Source organism: Pseudomonas sp. NDM, assembly GCF_003105095.1.
GTDB lineage: Bacteria > Pseudomonadota > Gammaproteobacteria > Pseudomonadales > Pseudomonadaceae > Aquipseudomonas > Aquipseudomonas moraviensis_A.
In genome coordinates this window covers 1-21,160 of sequence record NZ_QETJ01000090.1, presented here as the reverse complement: position 1 = coordinate 21,160, position 21,160 = coordinate 1, and the positions used below count along the sequence as shown (strand labels likewise).

20 protein-coding genes are annotated in these 21,160 nt (G+C 60.5%); 14 read left to right on the top strand and 6 right to left on the bottom strand.

Going from position 1 to position 21,160, the window contains the following annotated elements; translation table 11 throughout:
- Nucleotides 1-73: 73 nt before the first annotated feature.
- The 3 genes from DCO47_RS17765 to betC all read right to left on the bottom strand — a co-directional run bounded on the left by DCO47_RS17765 (nucleotide 74) and on the right by betC (nucleotide 4,350).
- Entirely contained in the window at nucleotides 74-1,642 is a 1,569-nt protein-coding gene (locus DCO47_RS17765) for a SulP family inorganic anion transporter (RefSeq protein ID WP_116658580.1), read from the bottom strand.
- 256 nt (nucleotides 1,643-1,898) lie between these two features.
- The gene (gene choX, locus DCO47_RS17760; RefSeq protein ID WP_116658579.1) at nucleotides 1,899-2,819 is read right to left on the bottom strand and encodes a choline ABC transporter substrate-binding protein; all 921 of its coding nucleotides are present in this window, start codon (nucleotides 2,817-2,819) and stop codon (nucleotides 1,899-1,901) included.
- A 16-nt stretch (nucleotides 2,820-2,835) separates the two neighbouring features.
- Nucleotides 2,836-4,350, bottom strand: a complete 1,515-nt coding sequence (betC, locus tag DCO47_RS17755; protein WP_116658578.1) for a choline-sulfatase — start codon at nucleotides 4,348-4,350, stop codon at nucleotides 2,836-2,838.
- A 114-nt stretch (nucleotides 4,351-4,464) separates the two neighbouring features.
- Between betC and DCO47_RS17750 the strand changes: the two genes are divergently transcribed.
- Nucleotides 4,465-5,415: a LysR family transcriptional regulator gene (locus DCO47_RS17750; RefSeq protein ID WP_116658577.1), complete on the top strand. Its 951-nt coding sequence runs from the start codon at nucleotides 4,465-4,467 to the stop codon at nucleotides 5,413-5,415.
- Between the two features lie 79 nt (nucleotides 5,416-5,494).
- Here DCO47_RS17750 and DCO47_RS17745 read toward each other — a convergent pair whose 3' ends face one another.
- Nucleotides 5,495-6,160: an NAD(P)-dependent oxidoreductase gene (locus DCO47_RS17745; protein WP_083353896.1), complete on the bottom strand. Its 666-nt coding sequence runs from the start codon at nucleotides 6,158-6,160 to the stop codon at nucleotides 5,495-5,497.
- Nucleotides 6,161-6,241: 81 nt separating this feature from the next.
- Here DCO47_RS17745 and DCO47_RS17740 point away from each other — a divergent pair, with 81 nt between their 5' ends.
- Nucleotides 6,242-6,568, top strand: coding sequence for a DOPA 4,5-dioxygenase family protein (locus tag DCO47_RS17740; protein ID WP_116658576.1), 327 nt, complete (start codon nucleotides 6,242-6,244; stop codon nucleotides 6,566-6,568).
- On the opposite strand, the gene DCO47_RS17735 is transcribed toward DCO47_RS17740, so the two are convergent.
- Nucleotides 6,565-6,975 carry a GFA family protein gene (locus tag DCO47_RS17735; protein WP_116658575.1) on the bottom strand — a complete coding sequence of 137 codons (411 nt, stop codon included), beginning with the start codon at nucleotides 6,973-6,975 and terminating at the stop codon, nucleotides 6,565-6,567. The genes DCO47_RS17740 and DCO47_RS17735 overlap by 4 nt on opposite strands.
- Before the next feature lie 328 nt (nucleotides 6,976-7,303).
- Between DCO47_RS17735 and DCO47_RS17730 the strand changes: the two genes are divergently transcribed.
- A complete protein-coding gene (locus DCO47_RS17730) occupies nucleotides 7,304-8,611 on the top strand; it encodes a CitMHS family transporter (protein ID WP_042608269.1) in 1,308 nt (435 codons plus the stop codon).
- Nucleotides 8,612-8,696: 85 nt separating this feature from the next.
- Nucleotides 8,697-9,464, top strand: a complete 768-nt coding sequence (locus DCO47_RS17725) for a TerC family protein (protein WP_116658574.1) — start codon at nucleotides 8,697-8,699, stop codon at nucleotides 9,462-9,464.
- A gap of 129 nt (nucleotides 9,465-9,593) precedes the next feature.
- Here the strand turns inward: DCO47_RS17725 and DCO47_RS17715 are convergent, their stop codons facing one another.
- Nucleotides 9,594-9,953 (bottom strand): DUF6124 family protein, encoded by a 360-nt coding sequence (locus tag DCO47_RS17715; protein WP_116658573.1) that lies wholly within the window; start codon nucleotides 9,951-9,953, stop codon nucleotides 9,594-9,596.
- A 540-nt stretch (nucleotides 9,954-10,493) separates the two neighbouring features.
- Between DCO47_RS17715 and DCO47_RS17710 the strand changes: the two genes are divergently transcribed.
- From DCO47_RS17710 to DCO47_RS17660, 10 genes are all read left to right on the top strand, one after another.
- Nucleotides 10,494-10,991 carry a PAAR domain-containing protein gene (locus DCO47_RS17710; RefSeq protein WP_116658572.1) on the top strand — a complete coding sequence of 166 codons (498 nt, stop codon included), beginning with the start codon at nucleotides 10,494-10,496 and terminating at the stop codon, nucleotides 10,989-10,991.
- A 17-nt stretch (nucleotides 10,992-11,008) separates the two neighbouring features.
- Nucleotides 11,009-12,163: a DUF2515 family protein gene (locus DCO47_RS17705; RefSeq protein WP_116658571.1), complete on the top strand. Its 1,155-nt coding sequence runs from the start codon at nucleotides 11,009-11,011 to the stop codon at nucleotides 12,161-12,163.
- A 3-nt stretch (nucleotides 12,164-12,166) separates the two neighbouring features.
- The gene (locus tag DCO47_RS17700; protein WP_042608274.1) at nucleotides 12,167-12,796 is read left to right on the top strand and encodes a hypothetical protein; all 630 of its coding nucleotides are present in this window, start codon (nucleotides 12,167-12,169) and stop codon (nucleotides 12,794-12,796) included.
- A 245-nt stretch (nucleotides 12,797-13,041) separates the two neighbouring features.
- Nucleotides 13,042-14,700: a Na/Pi cotransporter family protein gene (locus DCO47_RS17695; RefSeq protein WP_116658570.1), complete on the top strand. Its 1,659-nt coding sequence runs from the start codon at nucleotides 13,042-13,044 to the stop codon at nucleotides 14,698-14,700.
- A gap of 155 nt (nucleotides 14,701-14,855) precedes the next feature.
- The gene (locus DCO47_RS17690; RefSeq protein ID WP_116658569.1) at nucleotides 14,856-16,250 is read left to right on the top strand and encodes a pitrilysin family protein; all 1,395 of its coding nucleotides are present in this window, start codon (nucleotides 14,856-14,858) and stop codon (nucleotides 16,248-16,250) included.
- 232 nt (nucleotides 16,251-16,482) lie between these two features.
- The gene (locus DCO47_RS17680; protein ID WP_042608280.1) at nucleotides 16,483-17,511 is read left to right on the top strand and encodes a DUF5924 family protein; all 1,029 of its coding nucleotides are present in this window, start codon (nucleotides 16,483-16,485) and stop codon (nucleotides 17,509-17,511) included.
- A gap of 54 nt (nucleotides 17,512-17,565) precedes the next feature.
- Complete coding sequence (locus DCO47_RS17675) at nucleotides 17,566-18,714, top strand: ABC transporter permease (protein WP_116658567.1); 1,149 nt, start codon at nucleotides 17,566-17,568, stop codon at nucleotides 18,712-18,714.
- The gene (locus DCO47_RS17670; protein ID WP_116658566.1) at nucleotides 18,711-19,514 is read left to right on the top strand and encodes an ABC transporter ATP-binding protein; all 804 of its coding nucleotides are present in this window, start codon (nucleotides 18,711-18,713) and stop codon (nucleotides 19,512-19,514) included. The genes DCO47_RS17675 and DCO47_RS17670 overlap by 4 nt, the downstream gene beginning before the upstream one ends.
- A gap of 1 nt (nucleotide 19,515) precedes the next feature.
- Nucleotides 19,516-20,454, top strand: a complete 939-nt coding sequence (locus DCO47_RS17665; RefSeq protein ID WP_042608283.1) for an MlaD family protein — start codon at nucleotides 19,516-19,518, stop codon at nucleotides 20,452-20,454.
- Nucleotides 20,451-21,077 carry an ABC-type transport auxiliary lipoprotein family protein gene (locus tag DCO47_RS17660; RefSeq protein WP_083353903.1) on the top strand — a complete coding sequence of 209 codons (627 nt, stop codon included), beginning with the start codon at nucleotides 20,451-20,453 and terminating at the stop codon, nucleotides 21,075-21,077. Before DCO47_RS17665 ends, DCO47_RS17660 begins: the two co-directional genes overlap by 4 nt.
- Nucleotides 21,078-21,160 lie beyond the last annotated feature (83 nt).

Genomic DNA, 21,160 nt, shown 5'->3' with positions numbered 1-21,160 from the left:
GTGTCAGGCACAAAGTTTCAACTGACACACCGCAATCGCGAGCAGGCTCACTCCTACAGGGGGCATGCGGTGTTCAGTCTTCAAACCGGATCGGACACTTCTGCGCCCCTTCCAGCTTCCTCAACTCCTCCACCACCGGCGGCCGTGCCCGGCGCAAGGTCAGGCTGCGCCCCTGGCCCAGCAGGCGCCGCGCTTCCTGATGCAGCATCTCCACCCCCGAGTAATCGATGAAGTTGATCTGCTGCGCCTCGATCACCACTCGCGCGCCGTGCAAGCGTTGCAGGCGCACTTGCAGATAATGGCTGGCGCCGAAAAAGATCGAACCGCCCACCCGCAGCACATCGTCGTCACCGTCGCGCCAATGCTGCACCCGTGGTTGCGAGGTGCGCTTGAGGTAGAAGAACAGCGACGCCAGCACCCCGGCGTAGATCGCCGTCTGCAATTCCAGCAGCAAGGTCGCAAGGCAAGTCAAAGCCATCACCACGAACTCGGCGCGGCTGACTCGCAGCAAGGCGCGGATGCCGCGGTGATCGATCAGGCCCCAGGCGATCAACAGGATGCTGCCGGCCATGGCCGGGATCGGAATGTGCGCGATCAGCCCCGCGCCGAACACTGCGAACAACGCCACCCAGATCGCCGAGAACACCCCGGCCAGCGGCGAGCAGGCGCCCGCCTCGTAGCTCAGGCCCGAACGGGTAAACGATCCGGCTGAGAGCGACCCGGATAAGAACGCACCGACAATGTTCGACAAGCCCTGTGCGCGGACTTCCTGATTGGCGTCGAGCAACTGCTGCGAGCGCGCCGAAATCGAACGGGCGATCGACAGACTGGTCACCAGCCCGAGCATGCCTACCGCCACGGCGCTCGGCAGCAGGCGCAGGATCACTTCAAGATCCAGGGGCAAAGTGCTGAACGGCGGCAAGCGCCCGACGAAAGCGCTGACCAGATGCACATGGCCGAACATCGCCGGCCACAGCCACACCAGCAGGCTGGCCAGCACCAGCGTGATCAACAGCGTCGGCCAGCGCGGCAGGAGTTTTTTCAGTATTACGCCGACGATCACCGTTGCGACGCCTAGCATCAGCGACGGTTTATCCACAGCCCCCAGATGCCGCAACAGGTCCATCAGGCTGGCGAGCGCCGTGGTGTTGGCCGGCAATTCCAGCCCCAACAGATTGGGCAATTGCCCGATGGCGATCACCACGGCGGCACCGAGGGTGAAGCCGAGCACCACCGAATGCGAAACGAAATTCACCAGCGCGCCGAAGCGCAGCAGACCGAGCAGCCACTGGAAAATCCCGGCGAGGAACGTCAGCAGCAGAATCAGGGTGATGTAGTCCTCAGACGTCGGCACAGCGAGCGGGCTGACGCTGGCGTACAGGACAATCGAAATTGCCGCCGTCGGACCGCAGATCAGGTGCCATGAGGAACCCCACAGGCAGGCGATCAACACCGGAAGGATCGCCGCGTACAGGCCGTATTCCGGCGGCAGACCAGCGATCAGTGCGTAGGCGATCGACTGGGGTAACGCGAGAATCGCACCGCTGAGGCCGACAATCAGGTCCCGCCCGACGCTGGCGCGGGTCTGTCGTGGCAGCCAGGTCAGGAACGGGAATAGGGAATGACTGCTGGGAAAGGCCATGGGTCCTCGCGGTTGGGTTTTGTTCAAGGTTATCAGGGTGTCAGGTGGAAAAGCCCCTCACCCTAGCCCTCTCCCGGAGGGAGAGGGAACTGACCGCGGTGTTTGAGCTGGGAACATCGACCTGAAAAAACAGCGTCGAACTCAGATTCTGGCAGCGATGAAGATCGGCCCCCTTTCCCCCTCGCCCCCTTGGGGGAGAGGGCTGGGGTGAGGGGGCAAAAATCTCCAGCCGAACGCTATTCCAGCAACCCTGAGATCAAAGCTTGGCCTTCACCGCCGCCAACGCATCTTTGCCATCCACGGTCTTCACGCCATCCAGCCACTTGTCCAGCACCGCGGGGTTCGCCTTGATCCACGCCTTTGCCGCTTCGGCATTGCTGACTTTCCTGTTCACCACCTCGGCCATGATGCTGTTCTCCATGTCCTGGGTGAATGCCAGATTGGTCAGCAACTTGCCCACATTCGGGCAGGCCTCGGCGTAGCCCTTGCGGGTCAGGGTGAAGACGTTGCCGGTGTCGCCGAAGTATTTTTCGCCGCCCTTCAGATAGCGCATTTTCAGCTGCACGTTCATCGGGTGCGGGGTCCAGCCGAGGAAGGTGACGAATTTCTGTTTCTTCACCGCTCGCGACACTTCGGCGAGCATCGCCTGCTCGCTGGATTCGATCAGCTTCCACTGACCCATGTTGAAGTCGTTCTTCTTGATGATTTCCTGCAACGAAATGTTCGCCGGCGCCCCCGAACCGATGCCGTAGATTTTCTTGTCGAACTTGTCGGCGAATTTGTTCAGGTCAGCAAAGTCATGCACACCTGCCTCCCAGACATAGTCAGGAACGGCGAGGGTGAATTCCGTGCCTTCCAGATTTTTCGCCAACTGCGTCACGTCCCCGGGGGCGACGAACTTGTCGTAGAAGCCCTGCTGCGCTGGCATCCAGTTGCCGAGAAACACGTCAACCTGACCATCCTTCAATCCGCCAAAGGTGATCGGCACCGCAAGGGTGTCGACCTTGGCCTTGTAGCCCATGCCGTCCAGCAGAAAACCGGTGATGGCATTGGTCGCGGCGATGTCGCTCCAGCCCGGATCGGCCATTTTCACGGTTTCGCAGCCCTGTTCGGCGAAGGCCGAAGCGCTGCTCAACGCAATCAGGCCGACGGTCACAGCTGTGGATAACTTGCGCATGGACTTCCCCTTAACATTATTGGTTTTGGCAGGGTTGTGGATAACGGGCCTTGCGCTCCAGGTCATCAAGATCGATGTGGTTGCGCATGTACTGCTGACTGGCATCGACCAGCGGCTGGTGATCCCAGCTCTTCAGCTTGCCGATGGTTAAAGCGTCGGCGACGAAACGGCGTCGGCGCTGGCTTGCCAGGACATCCCGATGGATCGCTGGAATGTCCCATTTGGCCCGCGCTTCAGCGAGGAACTCTTCGAACAGCTGACGATGTTGCGCCGATTGGCTCAGTTCCTCTTCTTCGCGCGGGTCGTTATCCACATCGAAGAGTAGGCATGGGTCGCTTTCGCTGTAGATAAATTTATAGGCGCCCCGGCGAATCATCATCAACGGGCTGACGGTGCCTTCGGCCATGTACTCGCCGAACACCTCGTCGTGCCCGCCCTGCCCTTGCAGATGCGGCAGCAACGAACGGCCGTCCAGGGGCAAGCCCGGTTCGAGCGTGCCACCGGCCAGGTCAACGAAAGTCGGCAGCAGGTCGGCGGTGGAAACGGCGGCGCTGACCCGGCCCGCCTTGAATTGTCCCGGTGCGCTGATCAGCAGCGGGACCCGCGCAGCCATCTCGAACCAGTGCATTTTGTACCAGAGGCCTTTCTCACCGAGCATGTCGCCGTGGTCACCGGAGAAGACGATGATGGTGTCGTCGATAAGTCCGGTTTCCTCAAGGGTTCGCAGCAATTTGCCGACGTTGGCGTCGATATAACTGCAAGCGCCAAAGTAGGCCCGACGCGCATCGCGGATTTTATCCACAGGCAGTGGCTTGTCCCACAGGTCGTAAACCTTGAGCAGCCGTTGCGAGTGCGGATCGAGTTCGTCCTGGTTCAAGGCTGTAGGCAACGGGATATCGGCGTCGTCATACAAATCCCAGAATGCCTTGGGAATCGTGTAGGGGTCGTGCGGGTGGGTCATCGACACGGTGAGGCAGAACGGCTGGTCGCCATCCTCGCGGATGTGATCGAACAGGTACTGCTGGGCCTTGAACACCACCTCTTCGTCGAAATCCAGCTGATTGGTGCGCACGCACGGCCCGGCCTGAAGTACCGACGACATGTTGTGATACCAGCTCGGCCGTACATCCGGCTCGTCCCAGTTCACCGCCCAACCGTAATCGGCCGGATAGATATCGCTGGTCAGGCGTTCTTCATAACCGTGCAACTGATCCGGCCCACAGAAGTGCATCTTCCCCGATAACGCGGTGCGGTAGCCGAGACGGCGCAGGTAGTGCGCGTAAGTCGGGATATCGGCAGGGAAATCAGCAGCGTTGTCGTAGGCGCCGATCTTGCTCGGCAACTGACCACTGACCAGGGTGAAACGCGACGGCGCGCACAGCGGGCTGTTGCAATAGGCAGCGTCAAAGACCACGCCTTGGGCGGCGAGGCGGGACAGATTCGGCAGTTTGATCGGCGACGGGCCGTAGAACGGCAACATTGGCGCGGCCATTTGATCGGCCATGATGAAAAGAATGTTCTTGCGCTTCATGTGATCGCGGCATTCCATGTTGAATATTTATGCGAGAGTGCTGCGATCGAGCATGGAGTCCATGCCTGTTCCGGTAAAGCCCGCGCCGGACAATGACTAGGATAAGCACAGCTTATGTATGACGCCCTTGGTGACCTGTCTCTCGATCTACTGCGCGCCTTTGAGGCGGCGGCACGTCATCGCAGCTTTACCGCCGCTGCGGTAGAGCTCGGTACCACGCAACCGGCGATCAGCCAGCAGATGAAGCGCCTGGAAGAACAGCTCGGCACGCGTCTGTTCGACCGGATTTATCGGGGCATCGAATTGACAGAAGCCGGCGCCCTGCTCTTCGAGCAAGTTGCCCTCGGTTTGCAGAATATCGACGCAGGCTTGAGCGCAATCAGCGCGCAGCAGCAACATGAAGTGCTTCAGGTAGCCACGGATTTCGCTTTCGCCGCCTATTGGTTGATGCCGCGCCTGCACCGCTTCCACGAGGCCAATCCGCACATTGATGTCAGCCTGGTCACCAGCGAGCGCAACCACAATATGCTGCGCACCGATATCGACGTGGCGATCCTGTTTGGCGACGGTCGCTTCAAGCAGGGCGAGAGCCATTGGCTGTTCAGCGAGGAAGTGTTCCCTGTGTGCAGTCCGCTGTTGCTCAAGGACCGCTCACTGCCGCTGCCCGCGCAGGCTTTGCTGGAATTTCCACTGCTGCATTTGCGCGGCGAAAACAGCAGCAACTGGTTTGACTGGAGCGGGCTGTTCCGCCAATTGGGCCTGACCACGCCACCGGCGCCGGGGCAGTTGCGCTTCGACAATTACACCTTGTTGATCCAAGCGGCGATCGGCGGGCAAGGCGTGGCGATCGGCTGGCGTCACCTTGTGGATAACTTGCTGGTGCAGGGGCTGCTGTGCCGGCCGCTGGCGCAAACCACGTTGTCGCGGCTGGGGTATTACGTGGTGTTGCCGCAACGCAAACGCCGGGGTGCGCTGATTCAACAGTTCGTTGACTGGTTGATGGCCGAGCAGGCCAGCAGTGCGGAATCTCTCAACGGTCTGACTCTGCCTTCAATTGCGGTTTGAAGAGAAAAGATCGCAGCCTTCGGCAGCTCCTACAAATGGAATGCGATCTCATGTAGGAGCTGCCGCAGGCTGCGATCTTTTACGAATCAGAAGCCGCCACAAAATTCACATGTTCACCGACATGCAGATTCAACCGCAGCTCATCGGCAATCCCCACCGCCACACGGTTCAAGCGCTCCAGCGGTTCAGCCAGACCAGGCTCGAGATTGCCGCCAACCTGACTGAAGTGCTCAATGCTCAACCCGGCAACGCCATGCGGCGCGTTGACCAAGGTCCAGCGCAGTGAGCTGCTTTGCACCGCTTCGAGGATTTCTTCGGCGGCGTGCCGTTGCAGGCGATCATCACTGTCAGGCTCGTCGAGCACGCCAAAGTTGCCCACCAGGAACAGGCGCGGCACGCTGGCCAGTTGCAAACCTTCGACCAGTGCGTCGACTGCCAGCACCTGCTCGACCGGCCCCAGTGTCACCGAGCGCTCGACATGGTCGCTGCTGAACGGCAGCCCCGGCGCGTCCAGCAGACAAATCACCGCCGAACTGCCGGCGACGCTCTGATTGACCCGCTCGGCATCGAACAGATCGCCGGTCTTGGTGCGCAACCCCGGACGCGGCGCGAGTGCGGTGAGATCGTCGAGAATGGCGATGACTTCGTGTTGGCGGCGCAGCAATTCAGCCATCAACGCACCGCCCAGGCTGGCCATGGCACCATAGAGCACCACTTTCACCACTGGGGTTTCGGCATTTTTCATGGCTGTTTTCCTTATAGTTGTCCTATATGGCCTGTGACGGTGGAATCAGCCAAGGGTTCGAACCGATTGAGAGGCGACACGATGCAAGGGATCAAGGGCTATCACGCCCATGTCTATTTCGACGCGAAAACCATCGGCCAGGCGCGGGCCTTGTGCGAACAGGCCGCGCAGTTGTTTGCGTTGAAAATGGGCCGCGTGCACGAACGCCCGGTGGGGCCGCACCCCGACTGGAGCTGCCAACTGGCCTTCGGCCCCGAGCTGATCGGCGAGGTGCTGCCATGGCTGGCGCTCAACCGCAAAGGCCTGGTGGTGTTCCTGCATCCGGACACGGGCGATGTCTTGCTCGACCACACCGAACATGCGATCTGGATGGGCGCGGTGCGGCCTCTGAATCTGTCGGTGTTTTAATCGAGGGTTTCTTCGGCTTCGCCGGGCAGATGTTCATCCAGATGCAGCCAGGGTAAGCGGCTGTCGGTCCAGATATGCCGCTCGGCCGGCGCCGTTTGCGGGTGGTCCAGGGTGGCGATGGTCACGTCGATGCTCTCGGGGCTGAGCGAGGTCACCAACGCCAGTTGTGCGCCGCAGTTTGCGCAGAAGAACCGCGCGCAACTGGCCGACGAGTCATAGCGTGCCGGCGTCCCGGCCAGCCATCGAAAGTTCGCCGCCGGCACGGTGATCCAGGTGGTGACGATGCCGCCGCTGACCTTGCGGCAGATCGAACAGTGACAATGAGCGATATCGCGCAACGGACCGCTGAACTGATAGCGGATGTGTCCGCAGTGACAGCCGCCGTTGTGTGCATGGTTGGTTTCCACCGCCCTTCTCCCGTTTTTATTGACGCTCGCTGCATCCGACCGCCGGTTGACCGTTCATTCTTCGCGGTCATTAGCGAAAGGTAGCTGAAAGCTTCCCCGATTAGGATCGCCTCACTCCCGGCAACAGACCGGTTGGCCCAAGGCCTGTGTTTTCCCCACAGGCCCGGCCCAATTAACAACAACAATGGTGATTCTGATGTCCTCTGCAACCCGCCGTCTCTCCCGCTTCCTGCTTATTACTCCGCCCGTACGCCTCGCGCCTCCCGTTCTGCGCTGATCCCGCCCGATCCGCTCATTCCATTAGCCGCGCTACGCCTGGAGTATTCCCATGCTGACTTTCCTTGGCTTCGCCATGGTCATCACGTTCATGTTCCTGATCATGACCAAGCGCCTGTCTGCGCTGATCGCCCTGATCATCATCCCGATTCTGTTCGCCCTGTTCGGTGGTTTCGCGCCGAAGATCGGTCCGATGATGCTCGAGGGCATCACCAAACTGGCGCCGACCGGCGTGATGTTGATGTTCGCTATTCTGTATTTCGCCCTGATGATCGACTCCGGCCTGTTCGACCCGGCCGTGCGCAAGATCCTCAAACTGGTCAAGGGCGATCCGCTGAAAGTTTCGGTCGGCACCGCCGTTCTGGCGCTCGTCGTTTCCCTCGATGGTGACGGCGCGACCACTTATATGATCTGCGTGGCCGCGATGCTGCCGCTGTACAGCCGCATCGGCATGAGCCCGCGGATCATGGCCGGTCTGATCATCCTCGCTGGTGGCGTGATGAACATGACCCCGTGGGGCGGCCCGACCGCCCGCGCCGCGAGTGCGTTGCATGTCGATCCGTCGGACATTTTCGTACCGATGATCCCGGCCATGGCCGCCGGTGTCGTGGCGATCCTGCTGATTGCCTACTTCTACGGTAAACGCGAACGTGCCCGCCTCGGCGAGCTGCATCTGGTCGGCGACGAGATCGATCACAGCGAAATCAGCGTCTCGCAATTCCCCGACGCACGCCGTCCTAAGCTGATCTGGTTCAATGCCGCGCTGACCTTCGGCCTGATGTGCACGCTGATCGGCGGCCTGTTGCCGCTGCCGGTGCTGTTCATGGTGGCGTTCAGTATCGCGATGATCGTCAACTACCCCTGCCTGCAAATGCAGAAGGATCGCGTGGCCGCGCATTCCGGCAGCGTGCTGGCAGTGGTCGGGCTGATCTTTGCGGCCGGTATCTTCACCGGTATCCTGTCGGGCACCGGCATGGTCGATGCGATGTCGAAAAGCCTGTTGGCGGTGATTCCGGAGTTCCTCGGCCCGTACCTAGCGGTGATCACGGCGCTGGTGAGCATGCCGTTCACCTTCTTCATGTCCAACGACGCGTTCTACTATGGCGTGTTGCCGGTGCTGGCCGAAGCGGCCAGCCACTATGGGATCACTGCGGTGGAAATGGCCCGTGCCTCGATCGTCGGCCAGCCCGTCCACTTGCTGAGCCCGCTGGTGCCGTCGACCTATCTGTTGGTGGCGCTGGCCGGCATCGATTTCGGTGATCACCAGCGTTTCACCCTGAAATGGGCGATTCTGGTGTGTATCTGCATTCTGATTGCTGCACTGCTGTTGGGGACTTTCCCGGTGTTCAGCACTCTATAAGCCCAAGACTCACCGTTGCGGGTCCTGGCTTCGCTGTTTGAAGCCCGGACCTTTTGCGGTTCAACAATTGCTCAAAGGAATACACATGGATTGGCTGACCAACCCCGAAATCTGGGTTGCCTTCTTTACCCTGACCGCCCTGGAAATCGTCCTCGGCATCGATAACATCATCATGATTTCGATCCTGGTCAGCCGCATGCCCAAACACATGCAGCAGCGCACCCGGATCTTCGGGCTTGGCTTGGCCATGATCACGCGGATCCTGTTGCTGCTGTCGATCACCTGGGTCATGCGCCTCACTGCCGACCTCTTCGAAGTGTTCGGCCAGGGTATTTCCGGTCGTGACCTGATCCTGTTCTTCGGTGGCCTGTTCCTGCTGTGGAAAAGCTCGCAGGAGATGTACCACGCGCTGGAAGGCGAAGACGAAAGCGACGACGCGCCATCGGGCAAGGGCGGCAACTTCCTCTACACCATCATCCAGATCGCGATCATCGACATCGTCTTCTCGCTGGACTCGGTGATCACTGCGGTCGGCATGGTTTCCCACGTGCCGGTGATGGTCGCGGCGATCATCGTCGCAGTGCTGGTGATGATGCTGGCGTCGGGCAAGATCAGCGAATTCATCGACAAGCACCCGTCGCTGAAGATGCTCGCCCTGTCGTTCCTGCTGGTGGTCGGCACCGTGCTGATCGCCGAATCGTTCGACGTGCACGTGCCAAAGGGCTACGTCTACTTCGCCATGGCGTTCTCGCTGGCGGTGGAAGCGATCAACATCAAACTGCGCGGCGCGATGGCCAAGAAGAAACAACAGCAGGATCCAGTGAAACTGCGCAAGGATGTGCCGGGGCAATAACCCGGTAGTCTTCAGGCAACACCCCTTGTAGGAGTGAGCCTGCACGCGATAGCGGTCTGTCAGTCAACGATGATGTTGAAGCTGATGGCCCTATCGCGAGCAGGCTCACTCCTACATTTGTTTCTGCGTTCAGGCAGGAGGAACGAGGTTGTCGAGGACGCGGTTGACGGCCAGCTCACCCAACATGATGACTTGCTGGATCCCCAGCAGTGAATTGCGCTGCGATCCATCAATAAACCCGGCCAGATCGCTGGCCATGATGCTCGCCGACGCCAAAGATTCGCAGGCGTGCACCAGCAGCGTTTCGTTATCCACAGCCGGATCTACGAGGAAAATGGTGCTGGGCTTGCGCGCGGCGCCGGGGTCCTGTTTGAGGCCGGGACAAAGGTAGAAATCGAGGGCGCGGTCGGCGGCTTGTTTGAGTCTTTGCGCTTCTAGATCAGGGTGAGGAAGATCATCGACCGGTGGATCTGGCGTTATCTTTTTCATGTTCAGCTGCTCCATAGAATGAAGCCACTGCCGTTCTCTACTAAAAGAAGGGAGGCGGCTGTACGCAGGTTAGTAGACCGGGGAGCTAGCTTTTCCGGCGCACCCGAAGGCGCCCTGCGCACAACCACCATCAGGATCAGGCATAGCCTGACGCAACGGTGCTTGCGCACGATAACTAGCAACCCGGGCTACTAATCCCGACCACTGATGAGCAGTGGTCAGCAAACGATAGAGACCAGCCCCAAAGCGCACAAGCCGGCGGATTCTGGCGTAGCCGTAGGCAACGGCGCAAGGATTTGTAGCCTGTCGCCGCGTAACACGGCGTGTGCATAAACACCCAGCGCAATCCGTGTTTATCCCCATTCAAAACATCACCGCAAAACCTGTAGGAGTGAGCCTGCTCGCGATAGCATTTTCTCATTCAACAGTAATGGTGGCTGTCAGACCGCAATCGCGAGCAGGCTCACTCCTACAGGTTGACGCCCAAAGCAATGATCGTTAGCGTCCCCGCTCGCCTCAAACGACAAACAAGGAACGTTCATGTCTGGAAAACCCGCCGCACGCGTCACGGACCCGACCACTTGCCCGATTCCCGGTCACGGCACCAACCCGATTGCCAGCGGCTCCGGCGACGTTTTCTTCAACGGCCTCGCCGCCGCTCGCCTGGGCGACAAATGCACCTGCGGCCAAGCGCTCAGCGGTGCCTTTTCGTCCACCGTGTTCATCAATGGCAAGAACGCCATGACCCTCGACAGCACCGCCAGCCATGGCGGTGTCGTGATTGGTGGTTCAGGTAATGTGATTATCGGCAGCTCGCACACCCCTGCTCCGTTCGTTCCACCGTTGCCGATCATCGGCCAGCCCTTGGTCGAATTCAAAGCAGTCAGCGCCGGCAATGGCGAACCCATCGCCGAACAGGGCTATGAAATCGAAACTGCTGAAGGCCGTATCGTGACAGGCCTGACCAATGCGCAGGGCATGACCCAGAGCGTCGCCACCCTGCAGCCCGATCTCGCCGTCGTTCGCTGGACCGCCTGAGCTTCAAGGAAGAAACAATGACCGGACAATGCATCGCTCCAGACGATCTGGACATGAAAAAACTCTGGGACAGCACCTGTGCGCTGCCCACTTGCAAACGGGAAACCAGCACCGCCGGCCCCAACCCGAAAACCCGCGTCGAAGTCCCGCTGCTGACCTGCAACTGCCTGTGGCGCCGCTTCCAGAAAGAAGCCGAAGACTGGGTCGCCCCCGGCGGCGTCCTCATCGCCGACCCCCAGGCCCGCAACCGCAAAATCAACGCTGCGTACGCGCAATTGTGGCTGGCGGATAACCGTTTTCAGTGGGCGGGGTTGGCGGCGTTTGCTTCGAAGCAGGTGGGGTGTGGGCTGATCCACGCCACCAAACTGCAGACCGCCATCGCTGCACAGAAGGCGGCACAGGCAAAGCTGCGAACCGCTCCCTCGGAAACCCTGTTCGAAGGCTTTGGGTTCAAGTTCAGCAAGACCAATCCCGAGGCAGAGCAGGAGCTGGCCAAGGCTCGGGCAGCCAATCCGATGCCGACGGAGGACATCACCTTCGGCGACAACCCACGCTCAGTGGTTCAGCAGCAACTGGACTATGTGTATGAGATGTTGGCGCTGGGTAATACGTCGCTGTTTCTCGACGTTTATCCGTTGCACCGGTTTTTCATGGTGCGGGGGTACAAGGAAATGGAAAAGTGTTTGAGAAGCCGGCGTGGCATTGGGAAGGATGTAATGTGGCCGATTGCTGAGAAGGTAGAGTTTGGCCGTGATAATCCTGAGATTTACGCGACCTTCAAAGCCATTGATCAAGGGAACATTTCAGGTAGCGTTGAACAAATGGCGCTCCATGAACAAGTCAACATCCTTCAGCCGGCGATGTACGACGAAACCCACTTTGCCCTGTTGATGCGAGGCACACATGGCGGTGACGTGATTTCTGTTGTGACCGGATTGTTGCCAGGTGCTGCCGAGGAGATCCAGCTTACTCTCGCTAGCCAATGTAAAGCGCCCGACAGTCGAAAAGTCGCGTTTGGCAGCAATCCGCTGGCTAACCTTGCCGATAAGGATCAGCGAATGGAGTTCGTACTGCGCGCTGCCACTCAATTCAACGAACTGCTTAAACAGCCGTCCTCTCGCGCAAAACTTGAGCAATCTATCCGAGAAATTGCAGCTGGCGGGGGGGGGTAAGTGATGCATAGACGCAGTTTCTACGTTGCTGCTGCCGCCGTATTGGGAGCTATCGCGCTAACCTTCTATTTCGGAAGAGGTCCGCAACAAATTTCTTTCCACATTGGAAAAACATATGACGATGTCGTGCGCGACTCATCATTTCCTGTGACGGATAAAACTGCCATCTATCCCGGTGATCCACCTCACCCAAGTTCGACTTGGATCAGTAGCCCAGTGGTCATCACATTCGATGACGAACAACACGGGTTCACGTTGCCCGTTACAAAATTCGGTGCGATTGGCTGGTCTGATTTCAAAGCGATCACCCTTTCTACCTCACCAATGCTGGAAACGTTACCTTTCGAGCAGGCAGTGAATCTGCTGGGAGTGCTGCAGCAGACGTTCAAAAAGGCAGGCTGGTCGCCAGAAGCTGTTGAAGGGAATGATTGGCTCAAGACTGAAACTCAAGAAGACAAGGTGCGCCTTCAAGCCAAGCTTTTTGACCAGTTGGACGGTGTCATTCTGTTGATTCCGCATAAGTACAGCCTGTTCCTCCACATCAAATGCTACGCACGTTGCGACGAACGAAATCCTGATACGGCCAAATATTTGATTGATGTGGGTTTTGGTGAAGATCACTTCAGTGATTGACCGTTTTCAATCGTCTCAGAGGAAGTCGACGGCTTTGGCAGGTAAGCATTGGCTGTCGATGGGCGCCGCTCCGATTTTGCTGGGTGGTGAACTTGTTCATGACACTTTTGTTTCAATCCACGCTTTAGCTGTGCAATGCTGGCGCCGAGACCGTTAGCCAACTACAGCTTAAGTATCAAAAACGTAGAAACCGCGCGGTGCCGTCCACTTGCCCCTCTGGGGCGCTGCTACTACAGGGGGTCTGCATGCTCACCCTGCTCAATCTGCTGTCCGCCGTTGCTCTGTTGATCTGGGGCACGCACATCGTCCGAACCGGCATCCTGCGGGTTTACGGCACCAATCTGCGACATGTGATCGGCCAGAACATGTCGAGGAAATGGCTGGCGTTCATCGCCGGTATTCTCGTCACCGCGATGGTGCAGAGCAGCAACGCCACGGCGATGCTGGTCACCTCGTTTGTCGGCCAGGGCCTGATGGCGCTGACCCCGGCGCTGGCGACCATGCTTGGCGCCGACGTCGGTACCGCGTTGATGGCGCGGGTGCTGACGTTTGACTTGTCGTGGCTGTCGCCGCTGATGATTTTCCTCGGGGTGATTTTCTTTCTGTCGCGCAAACAGACGCGGCTCGGACAGATGGGTCGAGTGTCGATCGGGCTGGGGCTGATCATTCTCGCCCTGCAATTGATCGTCGAGGCTGCTGCGCCTATCACCCATGCGCAGGGGGTGAAGGTGATTTTTGCCTCGCTGACTGGCGACATCCTCCTCGACGCCCTGGTCGGCGCGTTGTTCGCAATGATTTCCTACTCCAGCCTCGCCGCCGTGCTGCTCACCGCCACCTTGGCCGGCGCGGCGGTGATCAGCCTGCCAGTGGCGATAGGTCTGGTGATCGGCGCGAACATCGGCAGCGGCATCCTCGCCTTCATGAGCACCAGCATGCAGAACGCCGCCGGCCGCCAAGTTGCGCTGGGCAGTCTGTTGTACAAACTGATCGGCCTGCTGCTGATCATCCCGGTGCTCGATCCGCTGGTGCACTGGATCGACAGCCTCGATTTCAGCCCGCAGGAAATGGTCATCGGCTTCCACCTGCTCTACAACACCGCGCGCTGCCTGATCCTGCTGCCGAGCGTCGGGCCGATGGCGCGGCTTTGTGCGTGGCTGCTGCCGGAGCGCCCGGAAGTCAACGGCACCGCCAAACCGCGTCATCTAGACCCGACCGCGCTGGTCACGCCGAGTCTGGCGCTGGCCAATGCCGCGCGGGAAACCCTGCGCATGGGCGATCTGCTCGACAACATGCTCGACGCTTCCCTCGATGTGCTGCGCGGCAAGCAGACCGCCGTCACTCAGGAGATGCGTCGACTGACCGACGACGTCGAAGCGCTGTACAGCGCGATCAAACTGTATCTGGCGCAGATGCCTCGCGAGGATCTCGGCGAGCAGGACAGTCGGCGCTGGGCCGAGATCATCGAACTGGCGATCAACCTGAAGCTCGCCGCCGACCTGATCGAGCGCATGCTGCGCAAGATCCAGCAGCAGAAGACCTCGCAGCGCCGTTCGTTTTCCGAAGAAGGCCTGGAAGACCTCGCCGGGCTGCAACAGCAACTGATCGCCAACCTGCGCCTGGGCCTGTCGGTGTTCCTCAGTGGCGACCGCGAAAGCGCGCGGCAGTTGTTGCGGGAGAAACGCCGGTTTCGTGCGCAGGAACGGCGTCTGGCCCACGCGCATGTCAGCCGTTTGCAACGCAAGATCGTCCAGAGTCTGGAGACCAGTTCGCTGCATCTGGAGTTGATCGCCGACATGAAGCGGCTCAATTCGCTGTTCTGCAGCAGCGCCTATGTAGTGCTGGAAACGGCGGACACTGGCGCGCTGGCGGTGGATGACATGGCGGACATTACGCATTCGCCTTGAACGTCTGGGGCTGGGGTCAGTCAGTTACAGTGGTTCAGCCTTTAGATCTTCGCGAGCAGGCTCGCTCCCACATTTGAAATGCATTCCTCTGTGGGAGCGAGCCTGCTCGCGAATGAGCGACACGGATCTCCAAATCAGCCGTATGGAAGCCTGTTATGCGTTGCCTGTTGTTCGCCTGTCTGTTGCTCGGTTCCCTGCCCGCCTTCGCCCTGGATCGTTTTCAGGTCGAAGGCTATGCGCTGCCCAACGGTTTGCAACTGATGCTAAAACCCGGCACCGAACGTGGCCATGTGGCGATCCGGCTGGTGGTCGGCGTCGGTCTCGATGACTTCGACTGCGACGAAAAAGAGCTGCCGCATTTGCTCGAACACCTGCTGTTCAGCGGCATCGATGCCACCGGTGAAGGCGGTCTGGAAGAGCGCATGCAGGCGTTGGGTGGTGACTGGAATGCGTTCACCAGCAATGCCGACACCACGTTCGTCATCGAAGCCCCGGCGAAGAACCAGCGCAAGGTGCTCGACCTGCTGCTCGCGCTGCTGACCCAGACACGCATTGACGACAACGCAATCAACGCGGCGAAACGGGTGGTCGAGCGTGAGGACGGCGGGCACTACACCAAACTGCAGCGTTTCCTTGATCGCCAGGACCTCGGCCACACTGCGAGCAATCAGCTGGCTGTCGAGTTGGGTCTGAAATGCCCGCAGCGCGCCGAAGTCGGCCATCTGACCCAAGAGCAATTGGAGAAGGTGCGCAAGGCCTGGTACGCACCGAACAACATGACCCTGATCGTCGTCGGCGAACTCGACAAACTGCTGCCGGCCTATCTTGAGCGCACGTGGGGCGAGCTGGAGTCGGTCGAGCCCACCGAACACCGGGCGTTGCCGGACATCCGCACCAGCGCCGCCCATGAACGCACCCTCACCCGGGGCTTCATCGGCGACAGCGCCAAGCTGCACTGGCTGGTGCCGGAACCGGTGCTCGACGATCAGTACGACCAGACGTTCGACATCCTCAAGGATTACCTCGACTGGGCGCTGTATCGGCAGATTCGCCTCAACCACGGTTTGTCGTACGGGCCATGGGCCGAGCGCGAAGTGTTCGGCGGTGTCGGTTTCATGAGCCTCAACGCTGACCTCGATCGCGATGACGTCGACGAAGCCATTCAAGTGCTGGAAGACCTCAAGGCCGACTTGCTGAAAAACGGCCTCGATGCAGACACCTTCGCCCGCATCAAACAAGCCGCCATCGCCCATCAGGCCTGGGCCGTGCAGGGCAACAGCGCACTGGCGGACTATTACTGGAGCGCCCTGAGCGATTATCAGGACGGCCGCTTCGCCAACCCGGCGCGTGAGCTGCAAGGGGTTACGCTGGACGCGGCGAACAAGGCCATGCGCGAACTGTTGTTACAGCCGGGGTACATCAGGATCGAGAAGCCCTTGATCAGTGATGATCAGGTGTTGTGGCTGGTCGCGGGTGGTGTCGGGGTCTTGCTGCTGATCGTGATCGGCTGGCGCCTGCATCGCCACCGAAAACCAGCGGGAAACACCTGATCACTGTGGCGAGGGAGCTTGCTCCCGCTGGGGTGCGAAGCAGCCCCGATGCAGGCGACTCAACATTCCAGAGACACCGTGTCCGCAAATCCTGCGCCTGCTGCGCAGTCGAGCGGGAGCAAGCTCCCTCGCCACACGTTCTCGTGGGGGTTGCTAACCGTGAACCTCGCCACAACGCCCGGCGGACGCTACTCTGTCGGGGTATTTCCTTAGCCTGCAGTGAAGCGCCCACATGTCGAAACTAACCCTCCTGGTCCAGCGCATTCTCGAGCTGATCAAGCGCTACCCCGGGGTTATTGCGGCGGGTGGTTTCATTTCCGGGGTCGGCAGTTTCATCCTCGTTGATCGCCAACAGGGGCTGGCGAGCTGGATCACGGTGATCATGCTGCTCAGCTGGATCTGGCTGATGCTGGAAAACACCCTCACCGGGCTATTCACGCGGATCTTCAAGCGCGAGATTCCCCAGCCGCTGCTGCGCTACGCGACGCAGATGATCCATCAGGAAAGTCTGTTTTTCGTTCTGCCGTTCTTCTTCATCACCACCACCTGGAACAGCGGCCAGTTGATTTTCACGGGGCTGCTCGGCATTGCCGCACTGATCTCCATCGTCGATCCGCTGTACTACAAATGGCTGGCGCCACGGCGCTGGGCGTTTCTCGCGCTGCATACCCTGACCCTGTTCGCCGCCCTGCTCACCGCGTTGCCGGTGATCATGCACCTGACCACCGCGCAGAGTTTCAAATGGGCGCTGGGGATTGCCGTGCTGCTGTCGTTCCCGAGCCTGGCGTCGATCTTCCCGATCCGCACCGTGCGCAACGCCCTGGCGATTCTGTTCATCACCTTTGGCATCGGCGGCGTCGGTTGGGCGCTGCGTTCGTGGGTGCCGCCGGCGACGCTGTGGATGACCGACGTGGCGATCAGCACGCAACTGCAGGATCGCACCCCCGGCGCCAGCCTCGATACCGTCAGCGCCGAGCAGATCCGCAGCGGCGGGCTCTACGCCTACACCGCGATCAACGCGCCGCGCGGTCTCGACGAGCGCATTTATCACGTCTGGACTTTTAACGGCAAAGAGGTCGACCGCATCGCCCTCGATATTCATGGCGGGCGCAAGGAGGGTTACCGGGCGTGGACGCACAAGCAGAACTTCCCCGGCAACCCGGCGGGCAAGTGGCAGGTGCGGGTGCTGACCGAGGACGGGCAGTTGATCGGTGTGCTGCGCTTCGCGATCACTGACAGCACACCGGCCAAAGAAAAGTAATCTGGTTCGTGCTATTACGTAGGATCTCGTAACGGCCGTACAAGCACGGAGCTTATGACCAGCAGCCCAACCCCCGGCAGTGCCCACCTGGACACCGCGCTCAGCCCTGCCCGCCTGCGGGTCAGCGGTGACTGGACGCTTGCCCACTACACGGCGCTCAAGCACCTGAGCGAAAAGCTCCACGGCCAGTACGACGCCAATACCCCGATCGACCTCAACGGCCTCGGTGCCCTCGACACCGCTGGCGCCTCGTTGCTGGTCGAGCTGCTCGGTTCCGAACGCCTGGGCAAAACCGCCGAACACCCTGATTGCACCCTTTCTACGGCCGACCGCGCGTTGCTGCAAACCGTGTATTGCTCGCTGAACGATTTCTGCGTGCCGATCAAAGAGCCGGAAGTCAGCGTCAGCGTGCAATTGCTGACGCGCATTGGCCGCGCAGTAGATAAGGTCTGGAACGACACGATGCAGCTGCTCGGCTTCGTCGGGCTGATTCTCGAAGTCATCGCCCGTGGCCTGTTCCGGCCCAAGCGCTGGCGCATCACGCCGATGATCGCGCACATCGAGCAGACCGGCCTCGACGCGGCGCCGATCGTGGCTTTGCTGACGTTCCTGGTTGGCGCGGTGGTGGCGTTTCTCGGTGCCACAGTACTGGCCAGTTTCGGCGCAACGATTTTTACCGTGGATCTGGTCGGCTTCTCGTTCCTGCGCGAATTCGGCGTGCTGCTTACGGCGATCCTGATGGCAGGGCGCACCGCCAGTGCGTTCACCGCGCAGATCGGCTCGATGAAGGCCAACGAAGAGATCGACGCAATCCGCACCCTCGGCCTCGACCCGATCGAATTGCTGGTGGTGCCGCGGGTGCTGGCGCTGCTGGTGGCGCTGCCGATGCTGACGTTTCTGGCGATGCTCTCGGGGATCGTCGGCGGCGGCGTGGTCTGCGCAGTGTCGCTGGACATCTCGCCGGCGATGTTCCTTTCGCTACTGCAATCGGACATTGGCATTCAGCATTTTCTGGTCGGGCTGGTGAAGGCGCCGATCTTCGCCTTCCTGATCGCCGCGATTGGTTGCCTGGAAGGCTTCAAGGTCAGCGGCAGCGCTGAATCGGTCGGCGCGCACACCACCTCCAGCGTGGTCCAGTCGATTTTCGTGGTGATCGTGCTCGATGCGGTGGCTGCGCTGTTTTTCATGGAGATGGGCTGGTGAGTCGTCTACCCCGCGCGCCCTCGGAGGCGGTGATCGAAGTCCGTGGCCTGTGCAATCGCTTTGGCCCGCAGAGCGTGCACGAGAACCTTGATCTGGACGTGTACAAAGGCGAAATCCTCGCCGTGGTTGGCGGCTCCGGCACCGGTAAATCGGTGCTGCTGCGCAGCATCGTCGGGCTGAATCGGCCCAGCGAAGGCATGGTCAAAGTCTTCGGCCAGAACCTGCCGAATCTGCCCGAGCATGAACGCTCGCTGATCGAACGGCGCTTCGGTGTGTTGTTCCAGAAAGGCGCGCTGTTCTCGTCGCTGACCGTGACCGAGAACGTCGCCCTGCCCCTTATCGAACACGCCGGCCTCAGCGGTCAGGACGCCGAGCATCTGGCGGCGGTGAAACTGGCGCTGGCCGGGCTGCCGCTGTCGGCGGCGGACAAGTACCCGGCGTCGCTGTCCGGCGGCATGATCAAGCGCGCGGCGCTGGCGCGGGCCCTGGCGCTGGACCCGGACATCCTGTTTCTCGACGAACCCACCGCCGGCCTCGATCCGATTGGCGCGGCGCAATTCGATCAACTGATCCTGACCCTGCGCGATGCGCTGGGTCTGAGCGTGTTTCTGGTCACCCACGACCTCGACACGCTTTACACCATCACCGATCGCGTGGCGGTGCTGGCGCAAAAGAAAGTGCTGGTTGCCGGCCCGATCGACGTCGTCTCGGAAACCGATGACGCGTGGATTCACGAATATTTCCACGGCCCGCGGGGCCGCTCGGCGCTGGACGCCGCCAAACTGCTCAACGAGGTCTGATATGGAAACCCGAGCCCATCATGTGTTGATCGGCCTGTTCACGGTGATCGTCGTGGCCGGCGCCCTGCTCTTCGGCCTGTTTCTGGCCAAATCCAGCGTCGACACCGAGTTCAAGGATTACGAAGTGGTGTTCAACGAGGCGGTCAGCGGTCTGTCCAAGGGCAGCTCGGTGCAGTACAGCGGGATCAAGGTCGGTGATGTGGTCAGCCTGCGCCTCGACCCGCAGGACCCGCGTCGGGTCCTGGCGCGGATTCGTCTGGCGGGCGACACGCCGGTCAAGGAAGACACCCAGGCGAAACTGGCACTGACGGGGATCACCGGCACCTCGATCATCCAGCTCAGTGGCGGCACCCCGCAGAGTCCGAAACTGCGCGGGCATGACGGTCAGTTGCCGACCCTGATCGCCTCGCCCTCGCCGATTTCGCGTCTGCTCAACGACAGCAGCGACTTGATGACCGGCATCAGCGCTCTGCTACAGAACGCCAACCATATGTTCTCCGCGGAAAACGTCGAGCGCGTGAGCAAGACCCTCGCTCATCTGGAGCAAACCACCGGCACCATCAACGACCAGCGCGGTGACATCAAACAAGCGATGCAGCAACTGGCGACGGTGGGCAAACAGGCCGGCAGCATGCTCGAGCAGACCTCGCTGCTGATGCGCAACGCCAATGGCTTGCTCAACGATCAGGGCAAGCAGGCCTTGGGCAGCGCCGAACAGGCGATGAAGTCGCTGGAGCAAAGCAGCGTGACCATCAATGGTTTGCTCAGCAAAAACCAGAATTCGCTGGATAACGGCATGCAGGGTCTCAACGGCCTGGCCCCGGCGATTCGCGAACTGCGCGAGACGCTGACCTCGCTGCGTGCCATTTCCCAACGCCTCGAGGCCAATCCCAGCGGGTATCTGCTGGGCAGCGACAAGAACAAGGAATTCACCCCATGAAGTTGACTCGAATCGCCCTCCTCGGAGCCGGCCTGATCCTGATTGGCGCGTGCTCGATTTTGCCCGAGTCGGAACCCTCGGATGTCTATCGCCTGCCCGCCGCACCGGCGCCCGCCTCGGCCAGCCCGACGACGGCTCAGTCGTGGTCGCTGCGCTTGAATAAATTGCAGGCCAGCGAAGCGCTGAACCGGCCGAGCATTGCTGTGATCCCGCAGGGCGATGTGATCAGCAGCTACAAGGGCTCGCGCTGGAGCGATCCGGCGCCGGTGCTGCTGCGCAATCGCTTGCTGGATGGCTTTGCGCGGGATGGTCGGGTGACGCTGCTGAGCACCGACGACAGCAACTTCCAGGCGGATCTGGAGCTGGGCGGCAGTTTGCAGGCTTTCCAGACCGAATATCAGGGCACCCAGGCCGGCGTCGTGGTGCGGGTCGATGCGTTGCTGGTGCGTGGCTACGATCAGCGCATTCTCGCCAGCCGCCGTTTTGAAGAGCGTCAGGCGTTGAATGATGTGCAGGTGCCGGCGGTGGTTGCCGGGTTTGGCCAGGCCAGTGATCGCCTCACGGCCAGGGTTGTGGCTTGGGCAGTCGAACAAGGCCAGAAACTGGCCCCACAACCCCGCTGACACACCACAACCCCTGTAGGAGTGAGCCTGCTCGCGATAGCGGTTTTTCAATCACCGATGATGGCGACTGAAAAACCGCTATC